Origin of the sequence: Sphingobacterium micropteri (assembly GCF_014692515.1) — a bacterium.
GTDB classification, from domain to species: domain Bacteria; phylum Bacteroidota; class Bacteroidia; order Sphingobacteriales; family Sphingobacteriaceae; genus Sphingobacterium; species Sphingobacterium micropteri.
Window position 1 is genome coordinate 196,693 of sequence record NZ_JACOIK010000002.1, and the last position, 20,375, is coordinate 217,067.

Below are 20,375 nucleotides of genomic sequence, written 5' to 3' on the forward strand. Positions count from 1 at the left end.
AATGAAGAAGATATTATGTTATATATGGTTAATGGGGCTTGCCATCACGAGTTGTGACGACGGTTCGGAACCTTATGTAAAACCAGACAATAAAGATCCATTGCCTGACGAAACGGTTAATTCCCCCGCGAGGGCGAAAGAAGTATTCGATCTTATCAATCAATACTATAAAGCGGGCGACTTGTTTAAGGAGAATTACCCCGTACAATCGGGCGATGCGACATACTCGTATCTTTGGCCGTATGATGCGGTCGTTAGCGGTGCTTCCCAGCTTCATCAGTTAGGCTATGATGTGCGTTACACCGAAATTGTGGATGGATTCGAAAAATATTATAGACAAACGGCCCATGGCAACAATATCGGAGGATATGGTTCATCTACAAATGGGAGTACGGGTGGGGGAACACGATTTTACGATGATAACTCTATTATCGGAGTGAATTTAATAGAGGCGTACCACATTACACAGGACATAACCTATGTGGAGCGTGCATCCCGGATTGTACCTTTCCTCGAAAGCGGTGTGGATGATCAGTTGGGCGGGGCATTGTGGTGGAATGAAGATTTCCGGTACAATCCATCATCTGCAGACGCGAATAAGCCCACCTGTTCTAACGGGTACGCGACACTTTTTCTGCTGATGTATTATGAAGTGTGTCCAGAAGCGGAAAAGGCTCATGTACTACAGTTGGCCACAGCGCTGTATAGTTGGCTAAGGGATAATCTTTATGATCCGGCAACAAAATGTTACTGGAACGATAAGAATGCGAATGGCACGATTAATACACGATTGTGGACATACAATGCAGGGGTGATGGTACAAAATGGTATCCGGCTAGCACAAATTACGGGTAATAACCAATATATGGAGGAGGCTAAAACGACAGCACAGGGGGCATACGACTATTTCGTTAAAACCCGTAACGGTGTTTTGTCCTACACGGATACTGACCCTTGGTTTAATACAAAATTGTTGCGTGCTTATATAGATTTAGCTGCACATGACGATCGAGCCAAAACATACGTCAATACGTATTACAATTTTATAAATAATGGCTATAAGAATGCCCGTACGGAGGTTGGATTCTTCTATGAAGACTGGACGGGAGCAAATCCAGGTAGATATTATTCTTTGCTTATGCAGGGTGCTGTAGTGGAGTCGTATGGTGCTTTAGCGCTCTATCGCGGAGAAACTAAAGATTGATGAGTATGAAAAAAGGACTTTTATTACTTTTAATAGTTTTTATGTTGAAACCTATTGTGCAGGCGCAGCCAAAGGATACTTATCTTCAACAGGCCAACGAAGTATTCCAATTGGTATGGGAAAAATACCGGGTACCTGAGCATGGATTATTTGCTGAATATTATCCTAACAGTCATAAGCCGGACATCACGTATTTTCAGGAGGAGGGGCACAAAGCGCAGGAGGTCTCCTATCTCTGGCCCATGAGTGGTATTTTTTCTTCTGTCAATGTACTTATGGAGTTAGATCCGAAAACCTATAAACCTTATTTGGATGCGATGGTTTTCGCGGTAGAGCAATATCTGGATAAAACCCGTGAGCCCCATGGATATCAGGCTTATCCGTCAAAGTTCGAGACGGTAGACCGATATTACGACGACAATGGGTTGGTGGGAATTGATTATATTGATGCCTATATGATTACGGCAGATACATCTTATTTAAGGAAAGCGAAAGAGGTGATGACCTTTATCGAGAGTGGGTGGACCGAGGATTTTGGTGGTGGTGTTTCTTGGCTAGAAGGAATTCGCGATCAGAAACCAGCCTGTAGCAATGGTAAGGCGACGGTACTGGCTCTAAAGATTTATCAAGCAACTGGGGAGAAGGAATATCTACAGTACGCGGTAAAATCCTATGATTGGATGCTGGAAACACTGCGTGATGAAACATTGAATATTATTTGGAATTCGTTGCTCATCCCCGATGGTACCACAACAGGACGTAAAGAAGCGGAAGTACAGCAGCATGCATATACCTACAATACGGGCACTATGATTCAATCAGCCGTCCGACTTTATAAGGTTACGGGCGATAGGCATTATCTTGAAGATGCACGGGCTTTAGCAGAGGGCTCTTATAAATACTATTTTGACTATACGGAAGATCGTATTCCATATGTCAAAGATATGCCTTGGTTTACGTTGGTATTGTTCAGGGGTTACCAAGAACTGTACGAAATTGATCAAAACCCGAAATATATAGATGCTGTAATCGAACGGGCTGATTGGGCATGGGTACATGCTCGAGACGAAGAAGGATTGCCTTATGCTGATTGGACGGGTCAAAAAGAAGAGAATAAGAAGCCTAAATGGTTACTTGATACATCCTGTATGGCTGAATTGTATGCACGTATCGCCCTAATAAAATTTACATCCAATAACAATTTACGCAAATGAAAAATAAGAATATATACCTGTTGCTAGTAACGCTCTGTGTTTTGGTGTTATCCTGCGCGGGTAAGCGAAATACAGTAGAAAAATTAACCGATTATGTGAATCCTAACATCGGTTCTGTACACAGCCGATGGTTCTTCTATACACCGGCTGCTGTGCCTTTTGGAATGGCTAAACTTGGGCCTTCCACAAATGGTTCCTATGGGAATGCTAATGGTTGGGAAGCTGTTGGTTATGAGGATAATCATGGTTCTATCGAAGGGTTTGCCTGTTTCCATGAATTTCAGATCGGTGGTGTCATGTTAATGCCCATTGTCGGGGAGCTACAAACTGCGCCAGGTACGCTTGAAAACTCCAGCGAAGGCTATCGTTCTTCTTTCCAGAAAGAGAACGAATATGCTACTTCTGGATTCTACCGTGTATTATTAGATAAATATAATACCACCGTGGAACTTACAGCGACCGAGAGGGTCGGCTATCAGCGTTATACTTTTCCGCAGTCGGAAGAGTCTTATATTTTATTTGATATCGGAAATAAACTGGGCGAAAGTGGGAAGGTAGATGATGCATATATTAAAGTCGTTGATGAAACGACCATCGAGGGATATGTCGTCACCAAGCCTGAATATGTCAAAAAATACCAACCAGAGGCGACCGTAAATATGTATTTCTATGCGAAATTAAGCCGACCTTTCCGTAGCGTCAAGACTTTCCTACGTGCAGATTCTGTTCGTGCAGCAAGTGAAATAAAGGGAGTAGGAGCTTGCTTGGCGGTTCAATATGAGACAGCCGCTGACGAACAAATTACAGTAAAGATCGGACAGTCTTATACATCCATCGAAAATGCAAAGCGAAATTATGAAACGGAAGGCTCCGATCATAACTTCGACACGATAAAAGAAAAAGCTGCTGTACGATGGAATGATATGCTTGGACGTATCCAGGTAACGGGTGGCCGTCAGGAGGATAAAGTCAAATTTTATACCGGTCTATATCACGCTCTTTTAGGGCGAGGGCTTGCCAATGATGTTAATGGAGCTTATCCTAAAAATGATGGCACCGTCGGTTATCTTGCATTGGATAAAGATAAACGACCGACATTCAGTTATTACAATACAGATGCGATTTGGGGCGGTTATTGGAACCTTACTCAGCTGTGGGCATTAGCCTACCCAGAGTACTATTCAGATTGGGTACAGAGCCAGTTATTGGTTTATCAAGAAACCGGTTGGCTGGGCGATGGTATTGCAAACAGCAAATATGTTTCTGGCGTAGGGACGAATTTTACCAGTCTTGCTATTGCAGCAGCTTACAATTGCGGTATTCGTGATTTTGATTATCATCTGGGTTATGAAGCCGCATTAAAGAATGAGATAGATGGCCAAAATCGACCCGCTGGCGCAGGTAAGTTAGATGTTGGAGCATTTGTGCAACGAGGTTATTGTCCTTATATTCCAAGTGATGATTATTTTATTACCAAGCAAGATGAGGGATCGGTATTTGGGGCTTCTCATACCATGGAGTATTCGTTTAGTAGCTACGCCGTTGCACAATTTGCAAAAAATTTGAATAAGGAGACGGATTATCAACGTCTTTCTAAAATGGCTTCGAACTGGGAAAATCTTTTTGATCCGGAGACGGAGCTTATTCGCCCGCGCACACTGGATGGAAATTTCTTATCACCGTTCGATCCCATGGCAGCTTGGGCTGGTTTTCAGGAAGGGAATGCCATTCAATACACGTTCTATGTGCCGCATGAACCCGAAAAATTGATTGACAAGGTGGGGCAGGATGTGTTTAATAATCGTCTAGATAGTATCTTTGTGCATTCGCAAAAGAATACATTTGGCGGTGGTAAGACTGTAGATGCTTTCGCGGGTGTCCATGCGCTTTATAATCACGGTAATCAGCCAAACCTGCACGTATCTTGGTTGTTTAATTTCTCGGGGAAGCCGTATTTGACGCAGAAGTGGGTGCGGACGATATGTAATGAATTTTATGGTTTGGATGGACTTCATGGTTATGGATATGGTCAAGACGAAGACCAAGGACAATTGGGCGCGTGGTATGTGATGGCTGGTATGGGTTTGTTTGACGTAAAAGGCTTAACGCAGATCGATCCCGAATTTCAGATTGGCAGCCCGATATTTGATCGTATCGAGGTCAGGTTGAACAAAAAATATTATCAGGGTGACAAGTTTGTGATAGAGGCGGAAAACAATTCGTCGGAAAATATATATGTACAATCTCTAAATAAAAACGGCAAAGCACAGCAATCAATAACCATCCCGTTTGCGGATGTCGTAAACGGTGGGACGCTGAAATTACAGATGGGAAGCGAGCCAAATATGGATTTACAGCAATAGATCTCAGTCCCCACTGTTGGCCGTTAACGGCGTATCTCGATATTACGTGTAGAGACACCAATATGGTGTCTCTACTTTTTTATATAGAAAGTATACACGGTATTGCACAGACCCCGATTAACCTTGAAAGCCGCAGCTGGATATTTATATGATGACGTTTCAGGCAGGCAATTGCACCATCCACCGTTAACTACGGATGTCGCATCAAAAATTTTGAAATATGTAGAAACATTATACTTGCACTATCCACCCCATCAAAACTATTCTCGATGCGGGAAATGTGCGGGGTGATGGGACGCATCAAATTTTTCAGCGACGAATTTTTTTGCTTCTTTTTTTGAGGAAAAAAAAGAAGAGAAATAACGTTATCTTTACTAAACTATTTCGGATGAAGATATGCGTCAACGTAAGCGAATATTGTTTGTTATCAACCCAATCTCGGGAGGGAAAAAGAAGACCGCGTTTAATAAGCAGGTGTTAGAGGTGCTGGATCTGGAGAAATTTGACCCGACATTTAAGATCACCGATCACGCCAATCATGCTTTTGAGCTAGGAAAATCGGCGATTGAGGAAGGGTATGATGCAGTCGTAGCTGTGGGGGGGGATGGCACCATTAACGAGTTGGGGTCAGCGATTTTAGGTACGGACATGCCTTTGGGAATTATCCCGGAAGGTTCCGGTAATGGTTTGGCGCTTTACTTGGGAATTCCACTCAACGAATCCGCTGCTATCCGCCGGATAAACCGTTTCGAGACGACGGCGGTCGACACGGGTGTGGTTAACGGACGGCATTTCTTTAATATTGCTGGACTAGGTTTTGATGCGTCGGTGAGTGACCGCTTTGCAGCAGATAATATAAGAGGTCCGATTGGCTATCTACGTTCGGCGATTAATGTGCTCAGTGATTTCCAGCCTAGCACCTATACGTTGACGATAGATGGAAAAGAATATCGAAAAGAAGCGTTTATGGTTAGTGTGGCTAACTCACCCCAGTATGGCAACAATGCATATATAGCACCGCAAGCATCGATCAACGACGGCCTACTGGATGTATGTATCGTAAAGAAGTTTCCGCTTTATCTCTTTCCAAAAATGGTGTTCCATTTGTTTACAAAGAGTGCGGACCAATCGGAATATGTAGAAATTATTCCCGGAAAGGAAATTATCATTTTACGAGATGAAAATGGTCCAGTGCACGTGGATGGGGAGCCTGTGGAAATGGGAGGAAAACTTGAAATTACCATTAAACCCAAGTCACTGAAGATAATTTGTTAAAAAGAGTTAAATTATTTAACACTAAAAAATACATATGGCTAAACAGAAAAAACAACGATTTGAAGGGATTGTCTATTCCACAGCGAATGATTTTGAATATGTGGACGCCGAGGAAACGGAAGCAGAAGAGACGTTACCTATTGCGCAGCAAAAACTAAAGGTCTTATTGGACCGTAAGGCTCGGAAAGGAAAAGTTGTTACAATTGTACAAGGTTTCGTCGGAACAGACGATGATTTGAACGAACTGGCGAAAAAGTTAAAACAAAAATGTGGCGTGGGAGGAGCGGCAAAAGACGGAGAGATTTTGATCCAGGGCGATTTTAAACAAAAGATTTTTGATTTGCTAACAGCTGAAGGATATAATACGAAATTGGTTGGAGGTTAGTGTTTTATAACGAATATTAAGCGCCGATCGGCAGGAAAACGCGATTATTAGCTTTGAAATTATGACAATTGCTTGATCGTGTCTTTGTTTGAAAATGAACTGTCTTTTCGTGAGTAAATACTTACTTATTTTTTTCTGTTAATGATTTTTTAATTTGCATAAACCAAAAAAAATGGTTTTCATTGTAAAATATTAGCGCGGTATTAACGTTAATCCGTATAGCTAATAAGCATATTAGGAAGGACACGGAACCGCTGATGGTTTACTAAGTATGCGACGCATTGAAAGATGTATAAATTAATGTCAAGAAAATTTTATTTTTAACACAAAATAGTATATTTGTTTTGCTTTATAGCAGAATAAGTGCTTTTGAATTGCACAAATTGAATTAAACATTAAATATTAAACAACAGTAAAAATTTAAAAATTAGTAAAATGGCAAACGCACCAAAAACTACTGCTCCTGCTAAAAAACAAGAAAGCGGAAATTCAGGTAATTTATTTGCGAGTTTAGCAATCATCATTTGTTTTGTGATTGGTTTCGTCGTTTATAGATTTGTAATGGGAGATCCTTCAAACTTTATCGACGGTAATCCGGAAAATCAACCCCTTCCTGGTAACTATTTAGGAATGGTTTACCACGCCGGTGCCGTAGTACCTGTGCTTTTGGGTCTATTCTTAATGGTATGGGTATTCGCTGTGGAGCGTTTTATTGTTATCGGTAGAGCTTCTGGTACAGGTAATGTAGGCAACTTTGTAAGAAAAATCCAACAGTTGATCAACGGTGGTAACATCGATTCAGCAATTACGGAGTGTGACAAACAAAAGGGTTCTGTGGCAAACGTTGTAAAAGCGGGCTTGTTGAAATACAAAGACGTTTCGGCTAATGTTGGTTTGGATTCCGAAAAATCTGTCGTGGCTATCCAGAAAGAAATCGAAGAAACAACTGCATTGGAAATGCCAATGTTGGAGAAAAACATGAACGTTTTAGCGACGTTAGTATCTATCGGTACACTGACAGGTCTATTGGGAACAGTAACAGGTATGATTAGAGCGTTCTCGGCTTTGGCAACGGGTGGAGCTCCGGATTCAGCGAAATTAGCAAACGGTATATCTGAGGCCTTGATTAATACGGCAACAGGTATTGCAACTTCCACTATCGCTATTGTATTCTACAATATCTTAACAGCGAAAATAGACAAATTAACGTATTCTATCGATGAGGCTGGTTTTTCTATTGTACAAACGTACGCAGCAAACCATAAATAAGAAAAAGATGTTTTTTTCAAATTCTTTTATGGAATTTGAGAAGAACATGCATCATAGCTATAAAAGGAATAAGAATTGTTAATTAAAGGAAGTAAAGATAATGGGTAAAGCAAAAGTAAAAAGAGCCAGTACCTCCATCGATATGACGGCGATGTGTGATGTATCGTTCTTGCTTCTTACATTCTTCGTATTAACAGCAACGGCACGTCAGCCCGAGGTTTTAGTGGTTGATACACCCGCTTCGACGAGTCCGGAAAAATTACCAGATGATGGTTTGGGGATTATTTCGGTGGCTGACGGCAAGATTTTCTTTGGTGTGAAAAACCCGAATGTACGGGAGATAACATTGAAGAATATGTCGCAGAAATATAATGTCAATTTTTCTGCTGAGGAATATGAGAAATTTAAGCAGTTGGACGAATTTGGGGTCCCGATTAAAAATCTACGTCAGTTGCTTTCGCTGCCAAACGACCAACGTACAGAGAGTATTCAGCCAGGTATCCCTGTAGATAGTACAGAGACAAACTCCAATGAATTGTATTCTTGGGTACAGGAAGCGCGTCGGGCAACGATTGAATTCAACCGTTCGCGGGAAGGAGAGAAGAACTTTGTGGATCCGGGACCTATGAAAGTAGCAATCAAAGCCGATGCCGAAGAAAAATATCCGGTAATCAATTTGATTATTGAAACGCTGCGGAATCAGAAGCAGAATAAATTTAGTTTCGTAACGGGTTTGAGAAACGAAGGCTAAATTCATAAACAAGAAGAAAAATGGCAGAATTAAATCAAGATAGTAAATCAGACAAAGGCGGTAAAGTAAGAGCCAAGAAAGCCGGCGGTAAGGTCGATCTGACCGCCATGGTAGACTTAGCCTTCTTATTGATTACCTTCTTTATGCTGACCACGTCACTAAATACTCCGCAAGCCATGGATGTGGCCATGCCTGATAAGAATAAGATGGATGCTAACGATAATCTGGAAATTGCAGACAATCGTTCCATCACACTTCTGTTGGGGTCGGACAATAAAATCTCTTGGTATTATGGCCAATTGGCGAAACCGATCTACCCACCTACAACGATAGATTATGGGAAAGAAGGCGTTCGTCAGGTATTGCTCAGAATGCAAAAAGAGGTTCCTCAGCGTGCCGGAGGTAAAGATTTGATTGTGGTAATCAGGCCTAGCGAAAAATCTGTACAACGTAATCTGGTGGATATTTTAGACGAGATGCGTATTGTGGATGTGAAGCGCTACATGATTTCAAAAATCAACAGTGACGAAATAGAAGTGTTGAAAAGCGAAGGTCTTTTTAACGATTAATCGCATAATTAAGTAAAATATGTTTGGTTCTAAATTAGATATATTCAAAAAAGAATGGCTTGACGTCGTTTTTGCGAATAGAAATAAAGAGTACGGTGCCTATGACTTACGTAAGTTTGCTCCGAAGGCAACCAATGTTGCGCTATTCTCGATTGTCTCGGTTGTTCTTGTTTTGAGTGCTCCAAAAATGTTTAACATTAAGATATTTCCGGATAAGCCAGTGGAAGAAGCCCCTGTGATAACAGAGGTGACGCTGGAGGATTTGGATATACCGGAGCCTGAAGAAGAGGAAGAAGAACCACTTCCACAGGAGGAAGAACCACCTCAACGTATTGCACAGGAACCACCAGCAGAAGACTTGGTGCGCTTCCCGGAGCCGAAGGTGGTGCCTGAAAGTCAGGTAAAAGAGGAAGTGGTATCGCAAGAGGAAATTAAGAAAGAAAATAAAACACCGGCACGTATTACCTTAAAGGGTACAAAAGGAGCATCAGGTGTGCCTACCGGAGAATTTGGTCCGAAAAAAGTCGAAGGGCAGATTACAGGTAGTGCTACTGGCGATCCGGATGGTGGTGCTGACAAAATCTTTACCGCGGTAGAGGTGAACCCAGAGCCGCACGGTGGCTTGAACGCTTTCCGGGAATGGGTTGGACGTAACTATAGCTATCCGCAAGGAGCTATTGATGCGGGTGTGAAAGGACAGGTTGTTGTTTCTTTCGTAGTAGAGCGTGACGGTAGCTTGACGGACATCAAAGTGGTAAAAGACTTATCATACGGTACCGGTACAGCAGCTGTGAATGTGTTGAAAAAAGCAAAACCTTGGAAACCGGGTATTCAGAACGGTCGTCCAGTACGTGTAGCTTACACATTGCCTATTACATTGAACCTTCAACAATAACTATGAGTGGTTTGCGTAACAACACAAGAAAATTTAGTCAGAAATCGCCAACAAAGCGATTTCTGTCTATTTTGGGCCTGGCGATGTTTGCCTTTTATTTTATTTTAGGTGTCCTGGTTATCTTTTGGGATAAATTTCCCTTGGATATAGACCCTACATATAAGAATATGTTCGGCATTCTGCTCATTGTTTATTCGTTCTTGCGCTTTGCCCGGTTATGGCAGAATAATTTTTGATAGAAGCTAAAGAAAATTAAAAAAGTCTAACTCCTTAACTCTCTAACTTAAAACTACACAAATGAAATTATTCAACATAGGCGTTTTAATCGTACTGCTGTTTAGCATGGCAGGCTGTTCAGGTTGTTCCCGGACAGAGAGGAGGGGGGCTTCTACTCGGGATAGCTCGGTAAAAAACACAGGATCAAAAGAGGATATCTTGGTAGGCGTGCTTAACGTCGTAGTAGATGAGACGATCCTGCCACTTGTGAAAGAGCAGGAAGAGGTCTTTTTATCGGCGTACCCGGATGCTAAACTGAACATTATTGTTCAACCGGAGTTATTGGCTGTGCGCGAGTTATTGTCAAAAGAGGCTGGTGTGGCGGTATTAGCGCGCGAATTGAATGAAACAGAGAATGATTATTTCAAGAAGCGAGCGATTAAACCTCGGATATTTCCCGTATGGAACGATGCAATTGTCGTCATCAATAATACTAAACTTGTCGATACGACCGTTACTATTGAATATTTGGTGAATGCGATGAAAGGAGAAAGTGTTGACCGGAAAAAGATTGTTTTCGACAACCTTAATTCCAGTACGTTTAGATACTTGAGAGAATTGGGTAAACTAGAAAAGGTAGCATCCAATTTTGTGGAGGCACAAGGAGATAGCGAGAAGGTACTGGAAGCGGTAGCAAATGATCCGGATAAAATTGGAATTTTGGGATATAATGTCTATTTAGATTTGATTACTTCATTTTCAAATAAAAATAATATTCGTATCTTGAGCGTCCAGAATACGATAGGCGAGGCGGCCGATAATAAATATTATAAGCCCAGCCAGTCTACGATTGCTGCAGAGGAGTATCCACTACGCCGTACATTTTACGTGCAGAACTATCAACCTAATTTGGGGCTGGGGATAGGTTTTTCTGCGTTTTTGACAGGTGATCGGGGGCAACGTATCGTGCTGAAATCGGGCTTAGTGCCTGCTACGATGCCAGGGCGTGACATTATTATACGGGATGATATTTCGTTGTAGGCGTGCGTGGTAAGTCAAGTATGGGTATGAAATTAAACATTTATACGGAGAGATAGTCAAAGTATAAGAAACGAACGCAGGATATAAAATCATATAATTCGTTTAGATTTATGATAATTCCTGTTTAAATTGGTGTGTAATTAGTTAGTAAAAAAGAAAAATAGAACACAAATAGATTATGACAAGAAGCAAATTATTTTTAAGTCTATTATTGGCGGGAACGATAGGTTCTGTAAGTGCACAGAGCTTAAAGGATGCGAAGGCTGCAATAGCCGAAGAGAAATATGATGAAGCAAAAGGGATGCTTCAGAACTTGGTAGAAAAGAAGGCAAAAGACGGAGAGAACTGGTTTTATCTTGGTCAAATTCATTTGATCAACGATAAAATTGATTCGGCTTCTTATGCGTTTAACCAAGGCGTGACGAATGCGCCCAAAGAGAAATTAAATAACGTAGGATTGGGTATTGTCGACTTAATGAAAGGCGACAAGGCGGCAGCTGAAACGAAGTTTGCGACAGCTGTTTCTGGTTTAGGCAGAAAGGACTATTTACCGTTGTTGTATGTTGGACAGGCCTATATCAAAGCGCCAGAACCTGATTATACAAAAGCCATTGAATATCTGACACAGGCGAAAGAAAAAAACCAGAAAGATGCCGATATATTAATCGCTTTAGGTGATGCGTATGCAGGTATGGGTGAAAGTAGCCAGGCGTTTGTAAACTACCGCGATGCGGAGTATCTTGATCCAAACTTGTTGGCGCCAAAAATTGGGCAAGCGTTGATTTCTAGAAGAGCACAAGCATATGACGTGGTTATTGAGTCATTGACGAAATTGTCAGGTGAGAATCCCAATTATGCGCCACTTTACCGCGAGCTTGCGGAGACCTATTATTTGTCTTCGCTGAAAGCGCCGGAAGATGACTATCGGGAAATCAACCAGAAGGCATTGGAGTTTTACCAAAAATACTTAAGCTTGACAGGTGATGCTACAGTAGAGGCAAAAACACGTTATGCGGACTTCTTGGTGTATTCGGGTAACTATGCAGAGTTGAAAACGGTTGCGGAGCAGTTGGCAAATATGCCGGGTGTAGACGCTAAAGTTTACCGTTATTTGGGGTATATCGCCTATAACCAAGATAAAGATTATGCAAAAGCGGCGGAGAACATGAATATCTTGTTCGAAAAAGTGCAGCCGGAACGTTTGATTCCCCGTGACTACTTATATGCTGGTTTGGCGAACTTAAGTGCTGGCGATTCCACAAAAGGTGAGCAGTTATTGAAGCAAGCTGTCGAGAAACAAACGGCGGAGGATAATTTGGAAACAGAAATTGCAGAAACTGCTTTCGCTAAATACCAGGATGGTGAAGTAGAAGAAGCGGTTAAGATTTTCCGTATCCCGGCTGCGCAGGATTCATCTGATTACTATTATGATGCCAATTACTTTGTTGGACTTGGGCAGTATACCAAAGGTTCTAGATTGGTGTCTCCGGCAGAAGGTGAAGAGGTAACACCGGAACTCGGTGCGCAGAAGATCGCAGCAGCAAAGCCTACGCTTGATGAAGCTATTAAATCGTTCGGTGTCGTTATTGCAACGGATAAAGAAGACGTAAAGAAGAAATATTTGGTGAATTCTTTATATTATAAAGGTTTGTCTGAATTAGCGCTGGATGGTGTGATGTATGATCCCGAAAATGCGAAGGGACTTTTTGTAGACTCTTTCACCAGATTGTTACAAGAGGTACAGAACACAGAATTGCCTGAAACTACAGTGAATTCTTACATTGTAGATGCGAATAATTACTTAGGTTATTTCTTTTATTTGAAAGGAGAAACCGAAAAAGCGAAAGCACATTTCCAGGAAACCATCAAGGTTAGCCCGGAAGATGAATTTGCGGGACAATTCGTTGATCAACTGTAATTTAGAATCATAACAAATAAGAAAGGGGCTGCATGCAGCCCCTTTTTTTGTGCTGAAAAAGTGATATATTTGTTAGAGAGGGAATAAAATAGTCAATTGTTATTATGGAAAGTGTAAACTTAGAAAGCGCCCCAATAGATTATATACCGATTCTAATACAATTAGGCGTAGCGGTAGCGTTTGGTGTTCTAACGATCATCGGTACGCATTTAATTGGGCCGAAAGTCCGTACAGAGAATAAACTGGGGGCTTTCGAGTCAGGAGTTGAGGTGATTGGTAACGCGAGACAACCTTTTTCCGTTAAGTATTTTATGGCTGCCATCTTGTTCGTCGTTTTCGACGTGGAAGTGATATTTATGTACCCTTGGGCGGTTAATTTTAGAGAGATGGGGATGGACGGTTTATGGAAAATGGGTATTTTCTTAGGTATTGTCGTTCTGGGTCTGGTTTATGAGGTGAAACGCGGAGCCCTGGATTGGGATTAATGCAACAATAACAAAAAAATCATGAGTAAAGTGACATTGGCGGAAGCGCCTCCGGGTGTAGAAGGAGCAGGATTTTTTGCGACGTCTTTAGATAAAGTGATCGGTTTGGCTAGGGCGAACTCGTTATGGCCGCTGCCGTTTGCCACGTCGTGCTGTGGGATTGAGTTTATGGCCACTATGGGCTCGACGTACGATTTAGCCCGTTTTGGCGCGGAGCGTCCAAGTTTCTCGCCACGACAGGCGGATATGCTATTGGTCATGGGAACAATAGCTAAAAAAATGGCGCCGGTCTTAAAGCAGGTTTATATACAAATGGCGGAACCCCGTTGGGTAATAGCTGTCGGTGCATGTGCTTCCAGTGGGGGGATTTTTGACACCTATTCGGTATTGCAAGGTATAGACGAGATTATTCCCGTGGATGTGTATGTTCCGGGATGCCCTCCACGCCCCGAAGCGATATTGGACGGCGTGTTGAAATTGCAGGAAATCGTGAAGAATGAATCGTTGAACCGCCGGAATACGCCGGAGTATAAGGCATTGTTGGAAAAATACGGAATAGTGACAGATAATGGATAAGCTGAATAATCAAATCGTTATAGATCGTCTGCAGGAGCAGTTTGGGGAACAAGTGCGTGTCGTAGCCGAACCGCATGGTTTACTGACCGTCGCAACGGAAGCAGCGTCTATACTGGATGTGCTCGCTTTTGTAAAGGACGATGCGGCTTTACGTTTTAATTACTTGACAGATATTACGGCAGTACACTATCCGAATGAAGAGCGCGATTTCTGTGTCGTATACCATGTACATAATCTATTGCAGAATTTACGTCTGCGGATAAAAGTATTTATCAGTGGGCCTACACCGGCAATTCCTTCAGCTACCCCCTTATGGAATGGAGCCAACTGGATGGAGCGGGAAACGTATGATTTTTTTGGTGTAGTGTTCGAAGGACATCCTGATTTGCGACGTATCCTGAATATGGATGAATTGGAGGTATTCCCGATGCGCAAGGAATATCCGCTCGAGGATCCAAATCGAGTGGATAAAAAAGATTTTTATTTTGGACGTTAAATCCTAGAGGAGAGTAAAAATGAGTAAACCGATAACCAAGATAACACCGAATGCCGCTGTCTTTTTTGACAATGACCCACAAGATGAGTTGATTACGCTCAATATCGGGCCCACGCACCCGGCCACGCATGGTGTTTTCCAGAACGTGGTACAGATTGACGGGGAACGTATTGTGAGTGGTGTCTCTACCATAGGTTATATACACCGTGCTTTTGAAAAAATTGCGGAACACCGTCCTTTCTACCAAATAACACCATTGACGGACAGGCTGAACTATTGTTCATCTCCGATAAATAATATGGGTTGGCACATGACGGTGGAAAAATTGCTGGACATTGAGCTGCCGAAACGCGTGCAGTATATGCGGGTTATTGTGATGGAACTGGCACGTATTGCTGACCATATCATTTGTAACGGCATCTTAGGTGTGGATACGGGAGCTTTCTCGGGCTTCCTCTACGTGATGCAGGAACGGGAATTTATATACGAAATTTATGAAGAAATTTGTGGGGCGCGCCTCACGACCAATATTGGGCGTATCGGTGGTTTCGAGCGTGATTTTAATGAGATTGCTTTTCGTAAAATCGAAGAATTTCTCAAACGTTTCCCACCGGTATTGAAAGAATTTGAAAACTTATTTGTCCGTAACCGGATATTTATCGAGCGTACATCGGGTGTAGCGGCTGTTACACCGGAAACGGCTTTAAGCTATAGCTGGTCGGGACCTATTCTGCGTGCCACAGGTGTGGATTACGACGTGCGGGCGACGGCGCCCTATTCGTCGTATGAAGAATTTGAGTTTGATGTTCCGGTAGGAACCAACGGCGATGTATACGATCGTTTTATGGTGCGCAACGATGAGATGTGGCAGTCGCTGCGTATCATTGAACAAGCGTTGGAAAAGATTAAAAAAGAACCTGCAGGGGTATTCCATGCCGATGTGCCGGATTTTTATTTGCCGCCTAAGGAGCAGGTATATACCAATATGGAAGCGTTGATTTACCATTTTAAGATTGTGATGGGCGAGTGGGAGACGCCGAAATCGGAGGTTTATCATGCTGTAGAGGGCGCAAATGGTGAGTTGGGTTTTTATCTTATCCACGATGGGGGGCGAACGCCTTACCGCTTGCATTTTAGAAGACCTTCTTTCGTCAATTACCAGATGTTTGCACCTATGAGTAGTGGGATGCTTATCTCTGACGCGATTATCAATATGAGTAGTTTAAACGTTATTGCAGGAGAATTAGATGCTTAGTGTTAAAGAAAATAAGATCGTGGAATTTAGCACGCCTTTGTTGGAAAAGTTTGCAGAAGTGGTCGCGCGCTATCCGGAAGGTAGACAGAAATCAGCACTTCTGCCTATCTTACACTTGGTGCAGGCTGAATATGGTTGGTTGAGTGTAGACGCAATGGACAAGGTTGCGGCTTATCTGGATATACGGTCGATAGAGGTGTATGAGGTTGCTACGTTTTATACGATGTTCTTTCTGCAGCCCAAAGGTAAATATGTGTTGGAGGTTTGCCGTACAGGTCCTTGTTGTTTAGTTGGTGCTGAACGTATTATGCAGCATATGGAAGATAAACTGGGTGTTAAAGAGGGAGAGGTAACTGCGGATGGTTTATTCTCATGGAGGGGTGTGGAGTGTCTTGCTGCCTGTGGTTATGCCCCCGTATTACAGATCGGTCCGGAGTATACGTTTTATGAAAACCTGACGGAAGAAAAGGTAGATCAGTTGATTGATGAATTGAAGCAAAAAGCACAAACGAAATAAGTATGGCACGTAAGTTATTGTTGGCACATATCGATGTTCCTGGGATCAATACTTTTGAGGTTTATCGTCAAAAGGGAGGCTATCGTGCGGTAGAAAAGGCACTCAAGACCATGTCGCCGGACGATGTGGTAGAGGAAGTAAAGAAGTCTGGGCTACGCGGACGTGGTGGTGCGGGATTCCCGACAGGGATGAAGTGGGGTTTTTTGGCGAAACCGGAGGGTGTTCCACGTTATTTGGTCTGCAATGGGGATGAATCGGAACCCGGTACATTTAAGGATAGATATCTGATGACCCATATTCCACATGCTTTAGTAGAAGGCATGATTGTTTCCAGTTATGCATTGGGCGCGCATACCTCGTATATCTATATTAGGGGTGAAATGATGCCCCAGATTCGTATCGTAGAAAAAGCGATTGCGGAGGCGAAAGCAGCGGGTTTTCTGGGCAAAAATATACTAGGAACAGGCTACGATTTAGAAATACATGTTCAACCGGGTGGAGGCGCTTATATTTGTGGAGAAGAGACGGCGTTGCTGGAATCGCTTGAAGGTGAACGAGGCAATCCGCGCATTAAACCTCCTTTTCCGGCAGTAGCTGGTTTATATGGTTGTCCTACCGTGGTTAACAACGTAGAATCGATTGCTGCTACCGTACCCATTGTGAATGACGGTGGAGAAGAATATGCAAAGATCGGGATTGAGCGCAGTACAGGTACGAAATTAATATCGGCTTCGGGTAACCTGGTGCGTCCGGGAGTATATGAAATTGAAATGGGCTTGCCCATGGAAGAGTTTATCTATTCCGAGGAATATTGTGGTGGTATAGCGAATGGTAAACGCCTGAAAGCGGTGGTTGCCGGTGGTTCATCGGTGCCGATTCTGCCGACCCACCTGGCCCTGAAAACAGCAAAAGGAGAACCTCGGTTAATGACATATGAATCGTTGGCAGACGGCGGTTTTGTAACGGGCACTGCGATGGGCTCGGGTGGTTTCATTGCGTTTGACGAGGATCAATGTATCGTGCGCAATACGTTGAACTATACACGGTTTTACCATCACGAAAGCTGTGGGCAATGTTCGCCTTGTAGAGAAGGAACCGGCTGGATGGAAAAAGTTTTGCACAAAATCGAGTACGGACATGGCGATATGTCGGATATTGACCTGTTGTGGGATATCCAGCAGAAAATCGATGGGAATACCATCTGCCCGTTAGGAGATGCTTCGGCCTGGCCGGTAGCAAGTGCCATACGGCATTTCCGGGATGAATTTGAATGGCATATTTTACACCCGGAAGAAGCACAGACAAGGAATTATGGGTTGGTGAGTGAAGCAGTGGAGAGTTAAAGAAATAGACAAATGGCAGACGAAAAATTTAAGGTAACGATAGATGGGATTCCGGTGGAAGTGGCACCGGGAACGACGATATTGAACGCGGCGCGTCAGATCGGCGGGGACATTGTGCCTCCTGCTATGTGCTATTACTCGAAATTGGAGGATAGCGGTGGAAAATGCCGTACATGCTTGGTTAAGGTATCCAAAGGATCAGAGAAAGACCCGCGTCCGATGCCGAAATTGGTAGCATCCTGTAGGACGACCGTTATGGACGGGATGGAAGTGCAGAATATCACGTCGCCGGATGTACTAGAGGCGCGTAAAGGCGTGGTGGAGATGTTATTGATTAACCACCCATTGGATTGTCCGGTTTGTGACCAAGCAGGGGAATGTAAATTGCAGGATCTCAGTTATGAGCACGGTGTGGCACAGACACGGTATGAATTTAAACGACGCACGTTTGAGCCTATCGATATTGGCGATAAGATAAAACTACACATGAACCGCTGTATTTTATGCTATCGTTGTGTATTCGTGGCGGATCAGCTGACGGGGAAACGTGAACATGGGGTCATCAATCGTGGTGACCACGCAGAAATATCTACTTTTATCGAGAATGCACTGGACAATGATTTTATCGGAAACGTCATAGACGTATGCCCGGTAGGTGCATTGACCGATAAAACATTCCGCTTTAAAAACCGTGTTTGGTTTACTAAGCCGGTAGATGCACATCGTGATTGCCCTACCTGCTCTGGTAAGGTTACGCTGTGGTATAAAGGAGAGGAAGTTTTGCGTGTAACGGCGCGCAAAGACGAATATAACGAGGTGGAAGAGTTTATCTGTGACACCTGTCGTTTTGAGAAAAAGAAAACGGCTGACTGGGTATTGGAAGAACCTGCGCCAATTAGCAAGCAATCGGTCATCGATGCTAATCACTATGATGTATTCAATCCACCACCGGTGATCAAAAAGAACCTGCAGTTGCAGGAAGCAAATGAGGAGCAGCTGGCAAGGACAGAACGTTTAAAATAAGCAAAGGAAACACATGGAAGGAGTTTTTATTTTAGAAAAATTGATTTTGGTGGTGATTGTTTTCACGATCTCCTTGGTTATAGCAATGTACTCAACCTTGGCGGAGCGTAAAATTGCTGGCTTTATGCAGGATCGTCACGGGCCCAACCGGGCGGGATTTGGCGGGATTTTGCAACCGCTTTGTGATGGTGGTAAGTTCTTTTTTAAAGAAGAGATTATCCCGGCAGGAGCACATAAACCGTTGTTTATACTGGGCCCCACCTTGGCCATTATCACGGCCTGTATCAGTTCGGCTGTCATTCCTTGGGGGCAGACACTAACCATCGGCGGACGTGACGTGGTCTTGCAGGTGGCCGACATCAATGTGGGCGTACTTTATATCTTTGGTGTTGTTGCCTTGGGGGTTTATGGTATTATGTTGGGTGGATGGGCGTCAAACAATAAATTTTCGTTAATGGGCGCTATCCGTGCGGCGTCGCAGAGTATTAGCTATGAAATTCCGATGGGGCTTTCCATTATCGCCTTGTTGATGGTAAGCGGGACGTTATCTATGGGAGAAATCGTCGCGCAGCAGTCGGGTTTTGTAAATTGGAATATTTGGGTACAGCCGTTGGGCTTCTTAATTTTCATGGTGTGTGCATTTGCAGAATGTAATCGTGTACCGTTTGACTTGCCAGAGTGTGAAACGGAGCTGATCGGAGGGTACCATACCGAATATTCATCGATGAAACTCGGTCTTTATATGTTTTCCGAGTACATCAATATGTTTGTTTCTTCGGCATTAATGGCCGCCTTGTATTTTGGGGGATATAACTTCCCGTTCATGTACGAATTAGGGCTAGCACAGAATTGGATCACCATTATTGGTGTATTGGTATTCTTCCTTAAAATATTTGGATTTATCTTTTTCTTCATGTGGGTACGTTGGACACTGCCCCGCTTCCGCTATGATCAGCTGATGGGGCTGGGGTGGAAGATATTGATTCCGCTGGCGATAGCAAATATTGTCTTGACAGCAGTGGTGATCGTGGTGAAGGATACTTATTTTTAAGACTATGCAATCTTTATCAAATAGAAAGAAAGTTATCGAGCAGAAACCCATGAATTTTTGGGAGCGGATGTATCTGCCCGCTATCGTGAAGGGGTTAGGCATTACGATACGACATTTTTTCAAGAAGATTCCGACGGTGAAATATCCAGAGGAGCAACGACCTTATTCGAAGAATTTCCGGGGACTGCATTCGCTGAAGCGCGACGAGGAAGGACGTGAGCGTTGCACGGCCTGTGGGCTTTGTGCGCTTTCTTGTCCGGCGGAGGCTATTACGATGATTGCCGCAGAACGGACAAAAGAGGAGGAGAATCTGTATCGCGAGGAGAAATACGCGGCGGTATATGAAATCAATATGCTGCGTTGTATTTTTTGTGGCCTGTGTGAAGAGGCTTGTCCGAAAGAAGCGATCTATCTGGATGGTCCACATGTGACGGCGGATTATGTAAGAAAGGACTTTATTTACGGGAAAGACAAATTAGTCGAGCCTGTATTTGATATTACGAAACTAAACCCGGAAAAAACGAACTAG

20 protein-coding genes are annotated in these 20,375 nt (G+C 43.2%); all 20 read left to right on the forward strand.

Annotation, left to right across the window (positions count from 1 at the left end):
• Position 1 precedes the first annotated feature (1 nt).
• Positions 2-1,204, forward strand: coding sequence for a glycoside hydrolase family 76 protein (locus H8B06_RS03385; protein ID WP_190992893.1), 1,203 nt, complete (start codon positions 2-4; stop codon positions 1,202-1,204).
• The gene (locus H8B06_RS03390; protein WP_190992895.1) at positions 1,204-2,418 is read left to right on the forward strand and encodes a glycoside hydrolase family 76 protein; all 1,215 of its coding nucleotides are present in this window, start codon (positions 1,204-1,206) and stop codon (positions 2,416-2,418) included. The genes H8B06_RS03385 and H8B06_RS03390 overlap by 1 nt, the downstream gene beginning before the upstream one ends.
• Positions 2,415-4,781 (forward strand): GH92 family glycosyl hydrolase, encoded by a 2,367-nt coding sequence (locus H8B06_RS03395; protein WP_190992897.1) that lies wholly within the window; start codon positions 2,415-2,417, stop codon positions 4,779-4,781. The genes H8B06_RS03390 and H8B06_RS03395 overlap by 4 nt, the downstream gene beginning before the upstream one ends.
• Before the next feature lie 396 nt (positions 4,782-5,177).
• Entirely contained in the window at positions 5,178-6,056 is an 879-nt protein-coding gene (locus H8B06_RS03400) for a diacylglycerol/lipid kinase family protein (RefSeq protein ID WP_190992899.1), read from the forward strand.
• A gap of 34 nt (positions 6,057-6,090) precedes the next feature.
• Positions 6,091-6,441: a translation initiation factor gene (locus H8B06_RS03405; RefSeq protein ID WP_190992901.1), complete on the forward strand. Its 351-nt coding sequence runs from the start codon at positions 6,091-6,093 to the stop codon at positions 6,439-6,441.
• 435 nt (positions 6,442-6,876) lie between these two features.
• Positions 6,877-7,710, forward strand: coding sequence for a MotA/TolQ/ExbB proton channel family protein (locus H8B06_RS03410; RefSeq protein WP_190992903.1), 834 nt, complete (start codon positions 6,877-6,879; stop codon positions 7,708-7,710).
• Between the two features lie 100 nt (positions 7,711-7,810).
• The gene (locus H8B06_RS03415; RefSeq protein WP_190992904.1) at positions 7,811-8,461 is read left to right on the forward strand and encodes an ExbD/TolR family protein; all 651 of its coding nucleotides are present in this window, start codon (positions 7,811-7,813) and stop codon (positions 8,459-8,461) included.
• 20 nt (positions 8,462-8,481) lie between these two features.
• On the forward strand, positions 8,482-9,030 hold the full coding sequence (locus H8B06_RS03420; RefSeq protein WP_190992905.1) for an ExbD/TolR family protein: 549 nt from the start codon (positions 8,482-8,484) through the stop codon (positions 9,028-9,030).
• A gap of 19 nt (positions 9,031-9,049) precedes the next feature.
• Positions 9,050-9,925: an energy transducer TonB gene (locus tag H8B06_RS03425; protein WP_190992906.1), complete on the forward strand. Its 876-nt coding sequence runs from the start codon at positions 9,050-9,052 to the stop codon at positions 9,923-9,925.
• Positions 9,926-10,222: 297 nt separating this feature from the next.
• Positions 10,223-11,182 carry a PstS family phosphate ABC transporter substrate-binding protein gene (locus H8B06_RS03430; RefSeq protein WP_190992907.1) on the forward strand — a complete coding sequence of 320 codons (960 nt, stop codon included), beginning with the start codon at positions 10,223-10,225 and terminating at the stop codon, positions 11,180-11,182.
• Positions 11,183-11,360: 178 nt separating this feature from the next.
• On the forward strand, positions 11,361-13,100 hold the full coding sequence (locus tag H8B06_RS03435; RefSeq protein ID WP_190992908.1) for a tetratricopeptide repeat protein: 1,740 nt from the start codon (positions 11,361-11,363) through the stop codon (positions 13,098-13,100).
• 104 nt (positions 13,101-13,204) lie between these two features.
• Positions 13,205-13,585, forward strand: coding sequence for an NADH-quinone oxidoreductase subunit A (locus H8B06_RS03440; RefSeq protein WP_130142601.1), 381 nt, complete (start codon positions 13,205-13,207; stop codon positions 13,583-13,585).
• Positions 13,586-13,606: 21 nt separating this feature from the next.
• Positions 13,607-14,161: an NADH-quinone oxidoreductase subunit B gene (locus tag H8B06_RS03445; protein WP_190992909.1), complete on the forward strand. Its 555-nt coding sequence runs from the start codon at positions 13,607-13,609 to the stop codon at positions 14,159-14,161.
• Positions 14,154-14,657 (forward strand): NADH-quinone oxidoreductase subunit C, encoded by a 504-nt coding sequence (locus tag H8B06_RS03450; protein WP_190992910.1) that lies wholly within the window; start codon positions 14,154-14,156, stop codon positions 14,655-14,657. Before H8B06_RS03445 ends, H8B06_RS03450 begins: the two co-directional genes overlap by 8 nt.
• A 19-nt stretch (positions 14,658-14,676) precedes the next feature.
• Entirely contained in the window at positions 14,677-15,912 is a 1,236-nt protein-coding gene (locus tag H8B06_RS03455; RefSeq protein WP_190992911.1) for an NADH-quinone oxidoreductase subunit D, read from the forward strand.
• Positions 15,905-16,429 (forward strand): NADH-quinone oxidoreductase subunit NuoE family protein, encoded by a 525-nt coding sequence (locus tag H8B06_RS03460; protein ID WP_190992912.1) that lies wholly within the window; start codon positions 15,905-15,907, stop codon positions 16,427-16,429. The genes H8B06_RS03455 and H8B06_RS03460 overlap by 8 nt, the downstream gene beginning before the upstream one ends.
• A gap of 2 nt (positions 16,430-16,431) precedes the next feature.
• Positions 16,432-17,772, forward strand: coding sequence for an NADH-quinone oxidoreductase subunit NuoF (gene nuoF / locus H8B06_RS03465; protein ID WP_190992913.1), 1,341 nt, complete (start codon positions 16,432-16,434; stop codon positions 17,770-17,772).
• Positions 17,773-17,784: 12 nt separating this feature from the next.
• Positions 17,785-18,795, forward strand: coding sequence for a 2Fe-2S iron-sulfur cluster-binding protein (locus H8B06_RS03470; protein ID WP_130142595.1), 1,011 nt, complete (start codon positions 17,785-17,787; stop codon positions 18,793-18,795).
• A 13-nt stretch (positions 18,796-18,808) separates the two neighbouring features.
• Complete coding sequence (gene nuoH / locus H8B06_RS03475; protein ID WP_190992914.1) at positions 18,809-19,846, forward strand: NADH-quinone oxidoreductase subunit NuoH; 1,038 nt, start codon at positions 18,809-18,811, stop codon at positions 19,844-19,846.
• Between the two features lie 4 nt (positions 19,847-19,850).
• Complete coding sequence (locus H8B06_RS03480; protein WP_190992915.1) at positions 19,851-20,375, forward strand: NuoI/complex I 23 kDa subunit family protein; 525 nt, start codon at positions 19,851-19,853, stop codon at positions 20,373-20,375.

Bases quoted from the DNA above. Each gene is read 5' to 3' on its own strand.
- H8B06_RS03385 (WP_190992893.1), top strand. From the start codon at position 2: ATGAAGAAGATATTATGTTATATATGGTTAATGGGGCTTGCCATCACG.
- H8B06_RS03390 (WP_190992895.1), top strand. From the start codon at position 1,204: ATGAGTATGAAAAAAGGACTTTTATTACTTTTAATAGTTTTTATGTTG.
- H8B06_RS03395 (WP_190992897.1), top strand. From the start codon at position 2,415: ATGAAAAATAAGAATATATACCTGTTGCTAGTAACGCTCTGTGTTTTG.
- H8B06_RS03400 (WP_190992899.1), top strand. From the start codon at position 5,178: ATGCGTCAACGTAAGCGAATATTGTTTGTTATCAACCCAATCTCGGGA.
- H8B06_RS03405 (WP_190992901.1), top strand. From the start codon at position 6,091: ATGGCTAAACAGAAAAAACAACGATTTGAAGGGATTGTCTATTCCACA.
- H8B06_RS03410 (WP_190992903.1), top strand. From the start codon at position 6,877: ATGGCAAACGCACCAAAAACTACTGCTCCTGCTAAAAAACAAGAAAGC.
- H8B06_RS03415 (WP_190992904.1), top strand. From the start codon at position 7,811: ATGGGTAAAGCAAAAGTAAAAAGAGCCAGTACCTCCATCGATATGACG.
- H8B06_RS03420 (WP_190992905.1), top strand. From the start codon at position 8,482: ATGGCAGAATTAAATCAAGATAGTAAATCAGACAAAGGCGGTAAAGTA.
- H8B06_RS03425 (WP_190992906.1), top strand. From the start codon at position 9,050: ATGTTTGGTTCTAAATTAGATATATTCAAAAAAGAATGGCTTGACGTC.
- H8B06_RS03430 (WP_190992907.1), top strand. From the start codon at position 10,223: ATGAAATTATTCAACATAGGCGTTTTAATCGTACTGCTGTTTAGCATG.
- H8B06_RS03435 (WP_190992908.1), top strand. From the start codon at position 11,361: ATGACAAGAAGCAAATTATTTTTAAGTCTATTATTGGCGGGAACGATA.
- H8B06_RS03440 (WP_130142601.1), top strand. From the start codon at position 13,205: ATGGAAAGTGTAAACTTAGAAAGCGCCCCAATAGATTATATACCGATT.
- H8B06_RS03445 (WP_190992909.1), top strand. From the start codon at position 13,607: ATGAGTAAAGTGACATTGGCGGAAGCGCCTCCGGGTGTAGAAGGAGCA.
- H8B06_RS03450 (WP_190992910.1), top strand. From the start codon at position 14,154: ATGGATAAGCTGAATAATCAAATCGTTATAGATCGTCTGCAGGAGCAG.
- H8B06_RS03455 (WP_190992911.1), top strand. From the start codon at position 14,677: ATGAGTAAACCGATAACCAAGATAACACCGAATGCCGCTGTCTTTTTT.
- H8B06_RS03460 (WP_190992912.1), top strand. From the start codon at position 15,905: ATGCTTAGTGTTAAAGAAAATAAGATCGTGGAATTTAGCACGCCTTTG.
- nuoF (WP_190992913.1), top strand. From the start codon at position 16,432: ATGGCACGTAAGTTATTGTTGGCACATATCGATGTTCCTGGGATCAAT.
- H8B06_RS03470 (WP_130142595.1), top strand. From the start codon at position 17,785: ATGGCAGACGAAAAATTTAAGGTAACGATAGATGGGATTCCGGTGGAA.
- nuoH (WP_190992914.1), top strand. From the start codon at position 18,809: ATGGAAGGAGTTTTTATTTTAGAAAAATTGATTTTGGTGGTGATTGTT.
- H8B06_RS03480 (WP_190992915.1), top strand. From the start codon at position 19,851: ATGCAATCTTTATCAAATAGAAAGAAAGTTATCGAGCAGAAACCCATG.